Here is a 17,248-nt window from a genome sequence, read left to right as displayed (position 1 = left end):
AAGTGCCGATACATTCTATATAGAGGACTTTTGCCTCAACACTACGATTATTTAGGAAGGAGGACTCATCTTTGAAGCAACGTGTACTGACGAGTCAACAAACATTCACAGAAGAACAAATCGAGATGATTGAAGCCATCCGTGCAGTCGGCGAACTGATTCAAGACCGGCCACGCCGGACGATCTACCGCCGCTATGCCGTTATACATGGTTGGCCATTACCTGAAAACATCATCCGTCAATTCGGTTCGTGGCCGGAAGCTTTATCTGCCGCAGGTTTTGAATGGCATATCGATCAGCAACCGGAAGAGCTGGAGCGGGCACCGAAATATACGAAAGATGAAATTCTGAATTCTTTCCACCGGTATGCGAAAGATGTCGGTTCGACGATTACCTTGAAGAAGTACCAAATTTGGCGGAAGTCGGTCCACCATGCACCGAGCCACTATCATATCGTGAAGATGTTTGGTTCTTGGCATGATGCCTGTACAGCAGCAGGACTCGAAGCAAGCGTCACGTATTCGAAAGCTGAGCTTGCGGCATCACTTCGACAAGCAATTGAAGAAGTCGGATTCTCATTGTCTTTTGAAGCTTACCGTGAGTGGGCGAAGCGAAACAACAAACCCTCTACAAAAGCATTGCTCCATCGCTATGGTTCATGGTCAGCCGCTATTCATGCGATCGAGAGTGAAATCCGTATGAGTAACCAACAAGCGCAATAATCAGTCTAGTGCATTCATTTTCTTCATATTTTATAGTTCACACGCTAAACAGACCAGTCGAAACCTCGACTGGTCTGTTTCATGTTTAATAGTAGTGGCCGATGCTTCCGTGAAAAGATGGAAGCATCGGCCACTTGATTTGATGTAGGACGAAAACGTCTGTCAAAAAGATTGTTTGGGCTACACTTATGAGTCAGCACCGTTATATTAAATCACTTTTTCTTTCCATTCTTGGTATGACGCAACGCGGTCACGCCCCTGGAATTTAGCCCCTACGTACATCGCACGGTCTGCATTTCGAATCAGGCTCGCAAGATCGCCTAACTCTTTCAGCGTATCGATTCCGATGCTTGCGGTGATTTCTAACGAATGACCGGATACTTCGATTGGATTGGCGTGTAGCGTCTCACGGATGCGCTCTGCAACGATTCGTGCCGATTCGATGTCCGTATTCGGTAATAACACGACGAACTCTTCCCCGCCGTACCGCGCGACAAGGTCTGTGATGCGTGTCGCCTGTATCAAGAGTTTAGCGACCTCGAACAATACAACATCTCCGATTTCGTGACCATGGGTATCATTGATTTGCTTGAAGTGATCCAAGTCAATCATTAATGCCGAGAACGGATATAAATCCTTTTGCTTGATTCGTCGATCGCCCCACTCTTGCAAGGCACGGTAGTTCGGTAATTTTGTCATGGCGTCTGTCCGGCTATCGGTTAAAAGATGTTGTCGTTCTTGGGCCCGTTCAACGGCCCAGGATAACACACGTAATGCACGATACAGCTCATAACCAAAATCTGTCGTGAATTCACCACTTGCTTCCGATGCTAAAAATAACGAGCAATTGATGGTTTCCGTCGCTTCCGGTTTGATGAACAGAATCGATTGTGTTTCTTCAGGAAGACAATCGTAGAGGCGAATGTCCCACTCCTGTTGCATGCCGTAAAGGAGAACTTCCTCTTTTTCAATCAATTCTTCGATGATGATTCCTTCGACGTGATCCGCTTTTAATTTCCGTCCATCTTTCAGCGAATAATAGACTGTCTTTCCTTCTCCAAAATCAAACTTTATCCAGGCGATGTCAGGTTTAACGAATTGATTGAGTTGTTTTAAGTAGCGTTCGATGATGAACTGGGAATCCCCGTCCTGCCACGCTGCTTCTTTTAGACGCTCAATCTGTTCCCAGTGTTCAATCCGGTCACTCGCATGAACTGAACTGCCGAGCGCACGTTTGATGATGAATAATGCAAATGCCGTCATGACCAATGCACTGATTCCATTGTTTTGGGCCATCAAGGTACTAAAAACTCCAAATAACAGTTCTGCCGTAATGACGACTGCTTCAAAACGTAGCAACGGGATCATGACGCTGCTCGGGATATTCTCTCCGAGTAAGAAGTTCGACAATGTATATTGGAACAAGAGGACGACCCACATGATGACGACCATCGTCACGAGCGGTACGATATTCCCGATGAGTGAAAAATCCGGACCGTGTGTTCCACCGAGCGCATTGTAGGCTAAACCTGCCGGCAAAATCAATAAGAGTTCGAGCGTGACGTTGAATGGATAATTGTGCAGCATACGCCGTCGTCCGATTGCCGTATGAAAAGAACGCAATTGGTAAATCAGCATCGTCAATTGTCCGACACAAATCGCTGATAACAATCCATATGTTAAAAAGGTATACAGGACAAATCCAAAGTGGAACGTAAAACTCATATGTCTTCGACGAACCGGGTCGACGACGAAAATCGTCGATAACACTACTACCAAAAAGAATGTAAAGTAATCGATGCTGAGGCTGTATCCGTCTGCTCTCGCGATAAGATCAATGACAATCACGACGATAAAGAACACGACCCAGCTTCGAAGGATGTATTGTTGAAAACGACGCACGTTGAGTTCCCCTTCCTAAAAAATTTTTATTTTTTTAAGTGTACTGCATTGCACCTAAGAAAATCTTCAAACGCTCTTTTTCCTAGACGGATTTGTTACAATGTAAACAGAGGTGATGAATACATGAGTACTCAATTTACAAAGGAAGCCTTCGAAGCGTTTGAAATCGAAGGGTTAGAAAACCGGATGGAAGCGATCCGGGAACGGATACAACCTGTTTTCCGGCAGATCGGCGCTGAAGTCTCACCCGATTTGACAGTCAATCTCGCAGAGGATATGTATGTGCACATCGCACAACATGCAAGACGCAAGGTAAACCCGCCTAATGATACGTGGATGGCGTTTTCTCCAAACAAACGTGGTTATAAAAAACATCCGCATTTCCAAGTCGGACTCTTTGATGATCATTTGTTCATTTGGCTCGCTTATATCTACGAGCTTCCTAATAAACAACAATACGCGACACAACTTCTCGAGCAACAAAATTTGTTACAGGACTTACCGGAGGACTTCGTCATTTCCTACGATCACATGAAAAAAGAAGCAGTTCGTGTGACTGATGCAAACCTTGAACAAGGATTAGTTCGTTTTCGTGATGTAAAAAAAGCTGAATTTTTAATCGGACGGCATGTATCCGCCCAAAAAGTCAGCACAATGTCCCATGATGCATTACTTGAATTGATTCGAAATACCTACGACCATCTCGTGCCGGTCTATAAAAAGGTTAAATAAAAAGGATGGCCTATAAGGTCATCCTTTTTCTCATTAGTTATATTTTACTAGAATTGACATGACTTGTGTACGGTCAGAATTTAAATTTAGATAAATGTTGACCTTTTTCGCTGAAACGGTCATCGTGTTGAACATTGGATCAAGCTTAGCAGTTGGATACGCTTTTTTTACTTCCTTGACAGAAATCGTACGTTTAACCATTTTCGGATCATATACGATTGCTGAAACTTTTGCTTTACTGTCCTTTACTCCATACGTCGAACAATAATGAACGGAACGATCGGGTGTCATAAGCCCATTACCACTTTGGCACCAGTTCGAATTTTTTTCACCTTTATATGCACTATGTACCTGTGCGAGTGTCGTTCGGTTAAGTTTAACATTTTTGTCGAGTGACTTAGCATAACCCGCGTTCTTATTAATATGTTGAAGCCAATTGACATCCGTTGGTTTCGTTGCTTCTGCTGATTGATTATATGAAGTGCCTGACACGACGCTGACGGCAAGAGCTGCTGTTAAGATAAGTCCTAAGATTCGTTTCATGGTGTTACCTCCTAAAAATGCTTTGTTAAATAACTCATTCCCCCATTTCTCAAAAAATACTCATCTTCCATACATTTTTTAGAAAAATATTTTAAAAAAGGCTGGTATCCGTGGGATACCAGTCCTTTGTTATTTTTTATGCATTTTAAACTCTAAGAATAATTCATTGTAATGGGCAAGCATCTTTTTCCCCAAGTTTTTGTAGACTTCGAGTGTATCCGTCACAGCTTTATCCGGATAGAACCGTTCGTCTTCCCGTACCTCTGCGTCGAGGAGTTTTAAAGCATCTTTGTTCGGTGTCGAGTAGCCGACATAATCCGTATTCTTCGCAGCGATGTCCGGGCGCAACATGAAGTTGATGAACGCATGTGCCCCTTCGACGTTTTCCGCCGTTTTTGGAATGACGACATTATCAAACCAAACGTTCGATCCTTCTGACGGGATGACGTAGTTCAAGTCTTCATTTTCACTCATGATTTCATTGGCATCACCGGACCAGACGACCCCGATTCCGGCTTCTTCGTTTGCGAGCAGTAGCTTGATTTCATCTCCAACGATCGCTTTGACGTTCGGCGTCAAGTCCATCAAGTTCGCTTTTGCTTCCTGGAGCTTATCTTCGTCCGTTTCGTTCAATGAATAACCGAGACTGTTTAGACTCATCCCCATCACTTCACGGGCTCCGTCCGCTAATAAGATTTGATTTTTAAAGGCAGGGTCCCATAAATCCTTCCAACTCGTTGGTTCTTTTCCATCAAGCAGTTTTTGATTGTAGACGATGCCGACCGTCCCCCAAAAATACGGGATCGAATACTGATTGCCCGGGTCGAACGGCAAATCAAGGAAACGATCATCGATATGCTTGAGATTCGGAATTTTCGATTGATCAATCGGGATGACGAGATCTTCTTCAATCATCTTCGCAATCGCATAATCTGAAGGAACGGCGATATCATACGTCGTCCCTCCTTGCTCAATCTTCGTCAACATCGCTTCGTTCGAGTCGAATGTCTGATAGACGACTTTTATTCCTGACTCTTCTTCAAACTGATCGATTAAGTCCGGGTCGATGTAATCCCCCCAGTTGTAAATATTCAAGACATTTCCCCCGGAATAGCCTTGTGTCGCGTTTAAGCGGTTCAAAGCAAACAGGATGACGCCCGAGATTAGAAAAATCGTTACGAACAATTGTATTAATTTTTTCAACGGTCATTTCACCTCCGGTCGTGACAACTTCGCTACAGAACGTTGGTTCAAGAAATAGTAGCCGATGACAAGTAAGAACGTAAATAAGAAGATGACGGTCGACAAGGCATTGATTTTCATCGAAATCCCTTGGCGTGCCAATGAATAGATTTCAACGGATAAGGTCGTAAACCCATTCCCCGTCACGAAAAATGTCACGGCAAAATCATCAAGTGAGTACGTCAGTGCCGTAAAGAATCCGGCAAAGATCCCCGGTGTGATGTACGGCAAGATGACTTTCGTCAGGACGTCCAAACGACTTGCCCCTAAATCACGTGCCGCATCAACGAGCGTCGGGCTCATCTCTTGCAGTTTCGGCAAGACGAGGATGACGACGATCGGGACAGAAAACGCGATGTGCGACAGTAAGACGGATGTAAAGCCAAGTTGAATCCCAAGCATCGTAAAGAAGATTAAGAACGATGCTCCGATGATGACATCCGGACTGACAATCAAAATACTATTAAGTGTCAGGAGCGACGTTTCAATCCGCTTTTTCCGAACTGCTTGAATCCCGATTGCACCGAACACACCGACAATCGTCGAGATTGCTGCTGAGAGCAAGGCGATGACGAGTGTATTCAAGACGATGATCAAGAGGCGTGAATCTTGAAAGACTTCCTTATACCAATCCCACGTGAAGGAATCAAAGTTCGTCATGTTATCTGCACTGTTGAACGAATAGAATGCGAGATAGAAGATTGGAGCATACAAGACGATGAAGACACCAATCAAATATAGGTTTGCCAGTTTAAACCGTTTCATCATGTCGTCGCTCCTTTCTTCCGTTTTGTACTCGTCAAGGCGAGAATGATGGCCATCGCGATGATCAAGAAGACGGCAATCGTCGCACCCATCCCCCAGTTTTGGGTGACAAGAAATTGTTGTTCAATTGCTGTACCGAGCGTGATGACACGGTTCCCGGCAATCAGGCGGGTAATCATGAAGAGTGATAACGCCGGGATGAAGACAAGTTGACAGCCTGACTTCACACCATCAATCGTCAACGGGAAGACGACACGACGAAATGTCGTAAAGTTCGATGCCCCTAAGTCACGTGCCGCAAAGACGAGCGACGGACTTAACTTTTCGATGGCATTAAAAATCGGCAAAATCATGAACGGGATGAAGATGTAGACCGACACGAACACGAAGCTGAAGTCCGTGAACAGGATTTGTTTGCGCCCGATGCCAATCGCTTCAAGCGTTTGGTTCGCAAGCCCATACGTGCTGAACAGTCCGATGAAAGCATAGGCTTTCAGCAACAGGTTGATCCAGGTCGGCAAGATGATCAAGAGCAACCAAAGTTGTTTATGCTTCGTTTTCGTCAATAAATAGGCCGTCGGATAACCGATCGCAAGCGAAAACAACGTGATTAAAAAAGCATACCAAAATGAACTGAGCGTCATCGTCAAATACGTCGAGGTAAAGAAATTCTGATAGTTGACGAACGAGAAGTTTCCATCTAAATCAAGGAACGAATAATAGATGACAAGCACGATTGGTGCGATGACGAACAAGGCAATCCAAAATGTATAGGGAATCAGGTACCAGTTACGTGTTTTTTGCATCATAACACCCCATCGTACGATTCAAGCCGTTTATCAAAGTCCTCTTCCGTCTCATTCAGACGCATGACATGAATCGCTTCCGGATCAAATGTCAGACCGATATGCTCACCGACTGTCGCTTTTTTCGTGCTATGGACGAGCCACTCATTTCCGACTTCATCGATACAGGCGATTTCATAATGGACGCCGCGGAAGAGTTGTGAATCGACCGTCACCTGTAACTTCCCTTGGGCGACATTCGTGATTTCTAAGTCTTCCGGACGGATGACGATTTCGACCGGCTCATTCAATTCAAGTCCCCGGTCGACACATTCGAATTCTTTTTCTGCGAACGAAACGAGGTAGTCGTTTAACATCCGTCCCGGAATGATGTTCGATTCACCGATGAAGTCGGCGACGAAGCGGTTGATCGGTTCATCATAAATGTCGGTCGGTGTCCCCGATTGTTGGATTGAACCATGATTTAAGACAAAAATTTCATCCGACATCGCAAGCGCTTCTTCTTGATCATGCGTGACGAAGATGAACGTAATCCCAAGACGACGCTGTAAGTCGCGCAGCTCGTATTGCATCTCCGTCCGCAACTTCAAATCGAGTGCTGACAAGGGTTCGTCCAGTAAAATCACTTCCGGTTCATTAACGATTGCCCGGGCAATCGCGACACGTTGACGTTGTCCACCCGACATCTCTGTGATTTCCCGTTTTTCATAGCCCGATAAGTTAACGAACTTCAACGCATCAAGGACACGTTGCTTAATGTCTGCTTCTTTGACCTTTTTGATTCGGAGGCCGAAGGCGATGTTCTCGAAGACGTTTAAGTGCGGGAACAAGGCATAATCCTGGAAAACCGTATTGACTTGACGTTTGTTCGCCGGAACATCGTTAATCCGTTTTCCATTGAAGATGATTTCACCCGCTGTCGCTTCCGTAAAACCGGCAATCAAGCGCAGGACTGTCGTTTTACCGCATCCGGATGGGCCGAGCAATGTGTAGAACTTCCCCCGCTCGATTTCGAAGCTGACACCGTCGAGGACGGTTTGGTCGTCAAACTGTTTTGATACTTCTTTGAATTGAATGATCGTATTCGTTGTCACTTTAGTTCCTCCTTAAAGATACGAGTCGGTTGCTGTGACGAGAAGTTTCGCCTCCGTCGCTGACTCGTTTCGTAGTTGATGGATTTCTGACGCTTTATAGTAGAACGTCTCACCTTGTTTCGCCCGGAATATTTGTCGACCGAGTGCGAGTGTCACGTTACCCTTGAGGACATAAACGAATGTTTCCGATCCGGACGGTTCATAAGCTTTAAATGAACTGTTCGCAGCAAGCGTCAACAGGACCGGCTCCATTTCTTTTTCATTCGACTCCGGAATCAACCAGGTGACGTGGTACCCTCGTTCCTCATCGGCATAACTCGTGACATCGTCTCGTGTATAAACGACTTTCTGATTCAGCGCCTCCTCATCGAAAAAGTCTCTTGCTGAGATGCCTAATACTTCAAGGAGGCTAAATAATGTCTCAATCGAGGGAGAACTGATCTCTCGCTCGATTTGCGAAATATATCCTTTACTTAAATCGGTTCTTTCCCCGAGCTCTTCTTGTGTCAATCCTTTTTGAAGACGCAGGTTTTTAATTTTATTGCCAATCGTACGCACTTTACGCCCTCCTCTCCCATACTGTTCCTGAGTTTAGTATAAGACGACTGAAAGTTTACTAATCACGTACCGATTATAGCGTACTGACTTTTTTTAGCAAGGGAAATTACTCACTTTTTTCAGGAGGGTTTGACACCGATAACGCTTACACCTACAATTAATATCAGGTACTAAAATGAGGAGGAATTCACGATGCGTATTGCTTGGATTACAGACAGTACGACGATTGTGCCAAACTCAATCGTCGACCATCAAGACTTAACGATCGTCCCGTTACTTGTCATGAAGGATGGTGAAAGTTTTATCGACGGTGTCGATGTCAATGCTGAGACTGTCTATAGCTGGATCGATGCCGGTCATAAGGTCACGACAAGCCAACCTTCGATTGGGACTTTTACGGAACACTATGAAAAACTAAAAGCAGACTATGACTTCGGATTTGCCGTTCATTTATCAAGCGAACTGAGCGGTACGTATAATGCTTCCATTCAAGGAGCAGAAATTGCTGGTTTTCGTCTGATTGCGATTGATTCCCGTTGCGGTATCTATCCAGCAGGACAATTACTTGCGGAAGCGATCCAGTTAGCAGAACAAGGAGTTGCGATTGAACAAATCGAACAGATGATTTTAAAACGACGGTTCGATCATCACATCGAATTTACCGTCGAAAACTTAAAACAGTTGCAAGCTGGCGGTCGCATTTCATCGACGAAAGCTTTCGTCGGTAATTTACTTCAATTACGCCCGCTCTTCCACTTCGAGGAGGGCAAAATCGTTCCTTACCAGACGGTTCGGACCTTCAAGAAAGCACACTCCAAAATTTATGATCATCTCGTCGAAATCCTTGAACGTGGTGACGTAACGGATATTTCACTGTTTCATGCCACAGCGTACGACTTAGCACGGGAATGGAAGGTAAAACTTGAGGCGCGCTTCAATGTCTCGATTCGTATTGACGATCTTACGCCTGTCCTCGGCTCACACACCGGGAATCCGGCGATTGGCATGTCATTCTTGAATCCGACAAGCCGACACTAATGTCTAAAACTGAAAGATTCAGGGTAAACCTTCTTTAGAGATTAAAGGAGGTTTTTCTATTGAAAAATAAATGGATTTGGTTGAACTGGCTTGGTTTCATCTTTGCTGTAACAGTTAACGCACTCGACGGTGGGAAAACCGGTCGTATTTCCGACACGATTCCGACGTTGTTCAAACCTGCCGGGTATGCGTTCTCGATTTGGGGACTCATTTATGGTGTTTTACTTGTTTGGTTGATTTTACAGACCATCCCAAAGTTCAAAGAACATGAAATCGCAAAAAAAATCGGTCCTTGGTTTTTGATTAGTTGTCTCTTTAATGCCGCTTGGATCGTCACATTCGCTTACAAACTTTTCCCATTGACGCTCGTCGTCATGATTGGTCTACTCGCTTCTTTGATGGTCATTTACTCGAAGGTCGATCGCGAAACAAAAGCCCTTCGTTTTAAAGTCCCGTTCTCCCTTTACATCGGCTGGGTCTCGGTCGCGACAATCGTTAACGTCTTCATCGTCATGCAGACGCAAGGCATCACGAAGTTGCTCGGCATCGATGACGCCGGTTGGACGATGATCATGCTTCCGGTAGGTGTCATTGTCGCACTCATCTTTATGTTTGCGAACCGCGATCCGATTTATCCGCTCGTCTTCGTTTGGGCCTATATCGCGATCAACTTTAAATCAGATGACGGTCTCGTTGATACGGTCGTCCTCGGTAGCGTCGTCGTCCTTCTTGCAGGATACGTCTTCTTACTCGTCCGGATGCGTCGGCAAATCCATGTGAGCAAGTAACGTTATTTTTGTTTGAAACACGCGTATACTGGAGACAAAGGAGTGATTGTCATGAACATCACATTTACACGTCCCGCACTTGACCGGATTGAACAATTGCGCGGTGACATTAAAGGACAGCTTCATCTTTATTACGACACAGAAGGATGCGGTTGTGGAAACTCCGGTATCTTCAGTATCCGTTTCGTCGAGTCGGCGACTGACGAAGATATGACGATTGATTCAAATGTCGGTCCCGTCCTCGTCAAACGTTGGTCGAGTCACTTTCTCGATCAAGACATGACACTCGATTATAAAGAAGAATCAAAATCACTGATTTTAAAAAGCGACGGACAATACTTCAATACGAATGTTCTTGTGACCGATCATACCGGCTGTCAGTTGACACCGAATCGGTAAGTACAAAAAAGGCAGCCTCCCTTGTGGAAGCTGCCTTTTGTAATAGTTGGACAGACAGAGGCTGCGTTGATTACAGAGTCACGGTCATCTATAAAATGTACTAGAGTTCTGTCTGCATCGTACACGAGTCGAGTAGGTTTTTCCGCCCGATCAACCTACTACCAATACGTTTTTCGTCCCCCATATCTTCGCACGCATCATGCCGGCGTGCTTATCTAGCTTACGTAACCAATCCGTGATTGGATTTAAAAAACAACATTTTTTTAGCCGACATCACGTACTGTACGCTCAATCGTCTGCTGATCCAAGTCCTTGACGTTCATCGGACGGCTATAGTAATACCCTTGTCCATAATCACAGCCGAGGCGTTTTAAAAATTCGTGTTGTTCGAGTGTTTCGACACCTTCCGCCACGACCTCAATTCCGAGACTTTTCGCTAATTGAATGATCATTTCCGTGATGGCCGTGCCCCGCTCGTCATGCGGAACCTCATCGATGAACGATTTATCAATCTTTAAGATATCGATTGGTAAGTGCTTCAAGTGGGTCAATGAAGACAACCCTGTTCCGAAGTCATCCAAAGCAATCGTCAGACTCAACTGTTTCAGTTCACCAAGCATCATCAGGGCCCGTTCCAAGTTTTCCATGACAGAGGTTTCCGTAATTTCGAGTTGAAGATGAAGCTCTCCCCCGCGTTCGAGTGAATGATGGACAATCTCTTTAATCATTGAATTATGAGACTCGGACCGGAAGTGCATCGCTGATAAGTTGACCGACACTTGACGAATGAAGTGATCCTCCTTTTTCCACAACTCCATCTGGTGGACCGTCTCCTTCAAGACCCATTCTGTCAGTCGATGAATCAAGCTGTACTTTTCAGCAATCGGAATGAACTCGGCCGGTGAGATGAAGCCGAGTTTCGGATGGTTCCACCGAATCAGGACCTCTGCTTGTTCGACCTTCCCTGTCGCTAACGCAATCTTCGGCTGATAGACGAGATTAAATTCTTTGTAATCGGTCATCGCCTTTCGGAGTGAACCGACGATCAACTGTTCCCGTCGATCCGAGTGAATCAATTCATCATATAAAACAAACCGATCGCGCCCTTCATTTTTTCCAGCCCGTAAGGCACTCTCCATCTGACCAATCCGCATCTCTAACGTTTCTTCTGGATTCGGCAAGATGACACCAATCGTCGCAGTTAAATGAATCTCTTGATTTTCAAGGAGCATCGGTTGACGGATTTGCTCGAGCACTTGATTAAATGAAGCCTCAAGTTGTTCCGTATCGACTTGTTTAATCAAGAAAAACTGTGTTCCGTTATAGCGGATACAGGTTTCTTCTTCACCTAGGATTTCTTTAATCCGATCTGCGAACTGACGAATGATCGTATCCCCTTGATCAAAACCGAATGTGTCATTAATCCATTTATAGCCGTCTAAATCAATCAACGCCATCGCCATCGTTTGTTTCGAGCGGTTGTATTGTCCATCCACCTTCATCATGTGATGGTCAAGCCAGCGCCGATTGTGCAGCCCCGTCAAATGGTCCGTATAGGCCATCATTTGAAGTGCACGTCGTTCCAAGTGGATGTAGAGTCCCGTGATCAAGATGATTAAAATAAAGATTGGAATCGCCACTTCACTCAAGATGTTCGACGTGATCGGGTCATTTGATAAAACGGTAGTGGAATCAGCCGGGATACAAAATGTCGTTCCGAGCATGCCTACGTAATGCATCGCTGATACGGCTAAGCCCATCAATGTCGCGACAGGGATTAAAATGCGTTTTTTGTCGACATGGCGCGTCATATAGAGCAATAATAGCGCCACATAGGCAACCGTCACGGCAATCAACACTGAAAGAGTGAAGATGCCGATGTCATAACGGATATCTCCCCCAAACTGCATCGCGGCCATCCCCAGGTAATGCATCATTGTAATTCCAATCCCGATGAGTGAACCTGCAAGCACGACTTTTTTACGCGTAATCGCAGAATAATATAATAAATAAAAGGCAATCCATGCAGCCGTGATCGCGGGTACGACCGAGAGTAACATCAGGACCCAGTCATAATTGACCGCGACCGATAATTCGAATGCACCCATTCCAATAAAGTGCATGCCCCAAATCGATAACCCCATCGTCAATGATGAAAGAAGCAGTGTTCGTTTTCTTAAAGATGTCGCTTTAGCCAAGCGTCGATTGAGTTCAAGCGAGGCGTAGGATCCGACAATGGCGACGATAACCGATAGGATGACCAGTGCCTCTTCATAGTGTTTCGGTAGTATGATCCATTCATTCATTGTGTAAGTGCCTCTCTTTTTGACTGACATTCCTATTAGTATCGTCTTAATTCGTCATTTCTTTCAGTACTGTTTCGAATTTTTATACAGTTTGATGTGTTTTTCGACTTTTTTGTACGAAATATACAAAAAAGAGACCCACATTTGTGGATCCCTCGACATTTCTTCTCTTATAGTGTAGCGGATGCAATGACTGCTCCGGTTGGTTGTTCTAAATCTGGTTCAGGTTCGACCGTAATCGCGACGGCATCAATCTTTCCACTGCCTTTGAGTGCAAAGACTGCTGCTGCTTGACCATCTTGTTCGATGACTCCGTTCGCCTGTACTTGATCGCCTTGAATCGTCCACATCTGATACAACTCGCCTTCTTTAAGCGGTGGCAAGTCTTTCAATTGAACGAGCATGTATTCTTTATCGTCTTTCGTAAAGATCATGCTCGATCCTTGAATCGAAGCCGTACTCTCGAAGTTTCCCATGCCGTTCACTTCATCCAGCGCTAACGCTTCTGTTTGTTCTGGTTCATCTTGCGCTAAGAAATAGGCGTTCGCTCCAAGCGATAATAAGAGAACCGCTGCAATGCTCATTAACCAACCGAGCGGGACTTTTCGTCTCGTTTGCTTTTTCGCACGTTTTGTCTCGAGTTCCGAGGCATGTTCCGGTGTCGGCTGTGTTGTTTTCACATTGTTAGGAGCTTCTTGATCCGTCTCGTTTGACGAAGCAAGGACTTCTCCTAAGATTCTTGATTTCATCCCAGCCGGTACCGGTCGTTCTGGAAGTGATTCCGCGATGGGAAGCATCAATTCTTCCATTTCTTGTAGCGCCTGCTTGCAGTCGTCACAAGTCGCAAGATGTGCTTCGAACGCGTCTCGATTGGCTGCAGATAACGTTCCATTAAAGTAATCAATTAATTCATGACAACGTTCTTCCATCAACGTTCCCTCCCTTCCAATAATTTTCGTAACGCTTGAATCGCACTCCTTATCCTCGTCTTCACCGTTCCGAGGGGCAATTCGAGCTGATCTGAGATTTGTTGTTGCGTTAACCCTTTAAAATAGACGAGCTCAATTAATTCTTGTTGCTCCGGTTTCAATGCTTGGACCGCTTCACGTACTTCAGAAGCCGTTTCCCGTTCGACGACCGTTCGTTCGACCGGTTCATCAAACCCACCGTCTCGTTCTTCAATTTCAATTGTCGGTTGTCGCTTTTCACGCCGCAAACAATCAAGCGCAGCATTTCGGGTAATCGTCAACACCCACGAAGAGAACTTTCCTTTCTCCGTGTTGAAGTCAACACGTCCATTCCATATCTTCATCCAGACTTCTTGAATAACTTCTTCAGATAATCGATCGTTGTTCGTAAAGCGATGTGCGAATGAAAACAACAGCCTCTCGTATTTATCATATAACGTTTCAAGAGCCTGTTCATCTCCTCCACGCATCTGATGATAAAGCGATTCATCGGATTGAGTATGCATCCTTCTCCCCCTTGTGATTAGTCAGCCTTATCATATAGTATACGCAAGCTGACGCAAAATCGTTTTAGTTTTCTTTCGTTATTTTGATTATTTTTCTCCACCACATCCATATTCCCTGTTCTATCAAAAAATATAGCTGAAAAATCGATTGAATTGACAGAAATACCATGATGGGCATAGCATGAAGGTATCGAGAATACGTGTTGCACCTTAGAATGGAGGAAAACGAATGGATTACGATCAAAAGATGAAAAATCGGGTCAGTCGGATTGAAGGACAATTGCGCGGTATCTTACGGATGATGGAAGAAGGTCAAGATTGTCGTGACGTCATCACTCAGTTATCCGCTGCACGGTCAGCAATGGACCGGACGATTGGTGTCGTCGTTAGCTCAAACTTGATTGAATGTGTCAAAGAGGCTGAAGCCAGTGGTGAGGGACAAACAGAAGACTTAGTTAAGGAAGCTGTCAGTCTTCTTGTCAAAAGCCGTTAATTTAAAGGATGGTCTTCATTTCGGTAAACTTCCGAGCTGAAGACCTTTTTTAATAGAATCGATTGAATTTTCGAGCGGACGTTTTAGATTAAAGTAAAACAGGTACATTTACTGTGGATACTATGATTCATTTTAGATCACGACACAAACGACTCATATCACTCTCTTCATTAAGATAGCAATGGTAATTTATCTTCACTTGATTGATTCAAGCAAGACCACACGTAGGAGGAACATATATGACAGTCTCACTTTTTATTGATGTAGCATGTAAAACAGGCGAATCGCCTGTCTATGACGCCAAAACGAAACGCTTTTATTTCGTTGACATTCCAAACAAGCTGTTCTTTTCATATGATTTGACGACCGAGGCCTTGAAGCCGTTTCAAGTCCCGAGCGCGATCACTTCAATCGCTTTAACCGATGCCCCTGATTTTCTCCGGGTGACTTCAGAACATGGTTTCGGAACATTCGATCTGAAAGAAGGTCATCTCTCACTCGAAACGAAGTTGACGATGCCCGACTCGGATCGAATGAACGACGGTAAACTCGATCCATTTGGACAGTATGTAGCCGGTAGCATCAATGAAGAGGACGGGGAAACGGCCAGTCTCTACCGTTTGCGTCACGATGGCTCAATCGATGTTCTGCATGATGGACTCACGAATTCAAATGGTCTCGTCTGGTCAGAGGACGGAACGACGCTGTACCATATCGACACACCGACTAAAAAAGTCTACGCCTTTGACTATGCACCCGATCAACCCTTGACGAATCGTCGCGTAGCAATCGATTTAGAAGAAGAAGATGGTTTTCCGGACGGCATGACGAAAGACCGGGATGGACATGTCTTCATCGCGCATTACGCCGGTTCTTGCATTACACGTTGGAATCTTGAAACGGGCGAGAAGCTCGCACACATCGATTTCCCGGTTGCAAATCCGACGTGCCCAATCGCTTATGAAGATCGTCTGCTCGTCACGACAGCGGCAGATGGAGACGACTCTGCGCATGCTGGTGCCGTCTTCGAAGTCACGTATTAATTTTTGTTTACTCCTCGGTCCAGTCGAGGAGTTTTTTTGTAGACGCCTGTACTAAAACAGGTGATACTAAAGTATCGATGATTATTTTAACGAGGGAGTGAAACGCTATGCGAATCTCAACGATTGAACGACTCCATCAATTACAGACGACACCATCTTTTTTCCCGGTCAACTGCTACCTTTTTGAAGAAGCCGACAGCCTGACCTTGATCGATACCGGGATTTCACTGAACGCCAAAGCAATCCATCGCGTCATCAAGTCCCATCACAAACCGTTACGTTCCATCATCTTGACGCATGCCCACGCTGATCATGTCGGTTCACTCGACTTCTTAGCGAATGCCTTTCCACTCGCCGAAGTGGCAATCAGTTACCGCGACGCAGCGCTTCTTAGCGGTGACGAATCGCTTCGTGAAGGAGAGACGACACCCTTAAAAGGGGGCATCCCGAAAAACATCAAGACACGACCAGACCGTCTGCTTGAAAGCGGCCAACAAGTCGGAAGCCTGAGCGTCATTACGTCTCCCGGGCACACCCCGGGCTCGATTTCCTTATGGCATGAAGGCAGTCGGACGTTGATTGCCGGAGATGCCTTCCAAACACAAGGCGGAATCGCTGTTTCCGGCGATACGCGCTGGCAGTTCCCGTTCCCTGCTCTCGCGACTTGGGATAAAGACGTCGCCTTGAAGTCCGCCCATCAATTGACGGAACTGACGCCCGACATCCTTGCGACTGGACATGGTCCTCTCGTTCTCGCACCGAGCTATGAAATGCGTGAAGCTGTCGATCGGTTTGAACAATTGTTAAAACGCTGATCCCACAACAATCTACCGAACCCTTTACCTTGCTTAAAAAGCAGGAAGTGCGGGAGGTAAAAGCGTAAGTATAGACAATTCATGCAGCCGATTTAGAGCGCAATCCGTCTTGAATCGCATTAAACCGAAAAAAGCAATCGTTCGCGCCCCTGTCGCTTTGAAGACGAGACGAGGAACTGATCGCATCTAGACATAGCGTATTCACTTCTCGCACACGTTTTTCTACACGCTCAAAGGGTCTGACTCAAAAGCGGGAACCACTCTCGATTAAAAGGAATCAGGACTTTTCCATACGTATCTCAGTCAAACACTCAACTATCTGAAACAATAAACATTTGTATAGATATGGCCGATGATCCCGTCAAAAGTGGGTCATCGGCCATTTGCTTAATGGAGGACGGGAATATTCATCCTCGACCCCTGTGGGAAAAGGTAGCGCGATTCGCGGTGAGGATAACAAAACCGTCTGTCACTCTGATTGATATTGGAGCGACTCTTGAGTCAGCTCCTTCTTTTTTCATCAGCCCG

General features: G+C 45.4%; 18 protein-coding genes. 8 read left to right on the top strand and 10 right to left on the bottom strand.

The annotated features are described in order from the left end of the window. Positions 1-71: 71 nt before the first annotated feature. On the top strand, positions 72-722 hold the full coding sequence (locus KNP98_RS00600; protein ID WP_088837840.1) for a homing endonuclease associated repeat-containing protein: 651 nt from the start codon (positions 72-74) through the stop codon (positions 720-722). A 207-nt stretch (positions 723-929) separates the two neighbouring features. Here the strand turns inward: KNP98_RS00600 and KNP98_RS16235 are convergent, their stop codons facing one another. Continuing rightward, on the bottom strand, positions 930-2,624 hold the full coding sequence (locus tag KNP98_RS16235; RefSeq protein WP_214810540.1) for a GGDEF domain-containing protein: 1,695 nt from the start codon (positions 2,622-2,624) through the stop codon (positions 930-932). A gap of 123 nt (positions 2,625-2,747) precedes the next feature. On the opposite strand from KNP98_RS16235, the gene KNP98_RS00590 reads away from it, so the two are divergent. Then, positions 2,748-3,356, top strand: a complete 609-nt coding sequence (locus KNP98_RS00590) for a YktB family protein (RefSeq protein WP_029331532.1) — start codon at positions 2,748-2,750, stop codon at positions 3,354-3,356. A 33-nt stretch (positions 3,357-3,389) separates the two neighbouring features. On the opposite strand, the gene KNP98_RS00585 is transcribed toward KNP98_RS00590, so the two are convergent. The 6 genes from KNP98_RS00585 to KNP98_RS00560 all read right to left on the bottom strand — a co-directional run bounded on the left by KNP98_RS00585 (position 3,390) and on the right by KNP98_RS00560 (position 8,364). Next, positions 3,390-3,899 (bottom strand): hypothetical protein, encoded by a 510-nt coding sequence (locus KNP98_RS00585; protein ID WP_214810538.1) that lies wholly within the window; start codon positions 3,897-3,899, stop codon positions 3,390-3,392. A gap of 129 nt (positions 3,900-4,028) precedes the next feature. After that, positions 4,029-5,090: an ABC transporter substrate-binding protein gene (locus tag KNP98_RS00580; protein WP_371816049.1), complete on the bottom strand. Its 1,062-nt coding sequence runs from the start codon at positions 5,088-5,090 to the stop codon at positions 4,029-4,031. A gap of 15 nt (positions 5,091-5,105) precedes the next feature. Continuing rightward, positions 5,106-5,909, bottom strand: a complete 804-nt coding sequence (locus KNP98_RS00575; protein ID WP_088837844.1) for an ABC transporter permease — start codon at positions 5,907-5,909, stop codon at positions 5,106-5,108. Next, positions 5,906-6,715 carry an ABC transporter permease gene (locus KNP98_RS00570; RefSeq protein WP_204251404.1) on the bottom strand — a complete coding sequence of 270 codons (810 nt, stop codon included), beginning with the start codon at positions 6,713-6,715 and terminating at the stop codon, positions 5,906-5,908. Before KNP98_RS00570 ends, KNP98_RS00575 begins: the two co-directional genes overlap by 4 nt. Further along, complete coding sequence (locus KNP98_RS00565) at positions 6,712-7,806, bottom strand: ABC transporter ATP-binding protein (RefSeq protein WP_088837846.1); 1,095 nt, start codon at positions 7,804-7,806, stop codon at positions 6,712-6,714. The genes KNP98_RS00570 and KNP98_RS00565 overlap by 4 nt, the downstream gene beginning before the upstream one ends. 12 nt (positions 7,807-7,818) lie before the next feature. Then, positions 7,819-8,364 (bottom strand): helix-turn-helix domain-containing protein, encoded by a 546-nt coding sequence (locus tag KNP98_RS00560; protein ID WP_088837847.1) that lies wholly within the window; start codon positions 8,362-8,364, stop codon positions 7,819-7,821. Between the two features lie 192 nt (positions 8,365-8,556). On the opposite strand from KNP98_RS00560, the gene KNP98_RS00555 reads away from it, so the two are divergent. The 3 genes from KNP98_RS00555 to KNP98_RS00545 are packed head-to-tail and all read left to right on the top strand — an operon-like array spanning position 8,557 to position 10,589. Beyond that, positions 8,557-9,402 (top strand): DegV family protein, encoded by an 846-nt coding sequence (locus tag KNP98_RS00555; protein ID WP_088837848.1) that lies wholly within the window; start codon positions 8,557-8,559, stop codon positions 9,400-9,402. 59 nt (positions 9,403-9,461) lie between these two features. After that, positions 9,462-10,190 carry a tryptophan-rich sensory protein gene (locus KNP98_RS00550; RefSeq protein WP_088837849.1) on the top strand — a complete coding sequence of 243 codons (729 nt, stop codon included), beginning with the start codon at positions 9,462-9,464 and terminating at the stop codon, positions 10,188-10,190. Between the two features lie 51 nt (positions 10,191-10,241). Continuing rightward, complete coding sequence (locus tag KNP98_RS00545) at positions 10,242-10,589, top strand: iron-sulfur cluster biosynthesis family protein (protein WP_088837850.1); 348 nt, start codon at positions 10,242-10,244, stop codon at positions 10,587-10,589. Between the two features lie 263 nt (positions 10,590-10,852). Here KNP98_RS00545 and KNP98_RS00540 read toward each other — a convergent pair whose 3' ends face one another. The 3 genes from KNP98_RS00540 to KNP98_RS00530 all read right to left on the bottom strand — a co-directional run bounded on the left by KNP98_RS00540 (position 10,853) and on the right by KNP98_RS00530 (position 14,369). After that, positions 10,853-12,895, bottom strand: a complete 2,043-nt coding sequence (locus KNP98_RS00540) for a putative bifunctional diguanylate cyclase/phosphodiesterase (protein WP_088837851.1) — start codon at positions 12,893-12,895, stop codon at positions 10,853-10,855. A gap of 170 nt (positions 12,896-13,065) precedes the next feature. Beyond that, positions 13,066-13,824 (bottom strand): anti-sigma factor, encoded by a 759-nt coding sequence (locus tag KNP98_RS00535; protein WP_088837852.1) that lies wholly within the window; start codon positions 13,822-13,824, stop codon positions 13,066-13,068. Further along, positions 13,824-14,369: an RNA polymerase sigma factor gene (locus KNP98_RS00530; RefSeq protein WP_088837853.1), complete on the bottom strand. Its 546-nt coding sequence runs from the start codon at positions 14,367-14,369 to the stop codon at positions 13,824-13,826. Before KNP98_RS00530 ends, KNP98_RS00535 begins: the two co-directional genes overlap by 1 nt. A 229-nt stretch (positions 14,370-14,598) precedes the next feature. On the opposite strand from KNP98_RS00530, the gene KNP98_RS00525 reads away from it, so the two are divergent. The 3 genes from KNP98_RS00525 (at position 14,599) to KNP98_RS00515 (ending at position 16,720) form a co-directional block, all read left to right on the top strand. Next, positions 14,599-14,862 carry a metal-sensitive transcriptional regulator gene (locus KNP98_RS00525; RefSeq protein WP_088837854.1) on the top strand — a complete coding sequence of 88 codons (264 nt, stop codon included), beginning with the start codon at positions 14,599-14,601 and terminating at the stop codon, positions 14,860-14,862. Between the two features lie 239 nt (positions 14,863-15,101). Next, entirely contained in the window at positions 15,102-15,905 is an 804-nt protein-coding gene (locus KNP98_RS00520) for an SMP-30/gluconolactonase/LRE family protein (protein ID WP_088837855.1), read from the top strand. 107 nt (positions 15,906-16,012) lie between these two features. After that, positions 16,013-16,720: an MBL fold metallo-hydrolase gene (locus KNP98_RS00515; protein WP_088837856.1), complete on the top strand. Its 708-nt coding sequence runs from the start codon at positions 16,013-16,015 to the stop codon at positions 16,718-16,720. The last annotated feature ends 528 nt before the right edge of the window (positions 16,721-17,248 follow it).

The sequence above is a fragment of the Exiguobacterium sp. s127 genome, from assembly GCF_018618695.1.
Lineage (GTDB): Bacteria > Bacillota > Bacilli > Exiguobacteriales > Exiguobacteriaceae > Exiguobacterium_A > Exiguobacterium_A oxidotolerans.
This window is presented reverse-complemented; position numbering and strand designations above follow the sequence as displayed.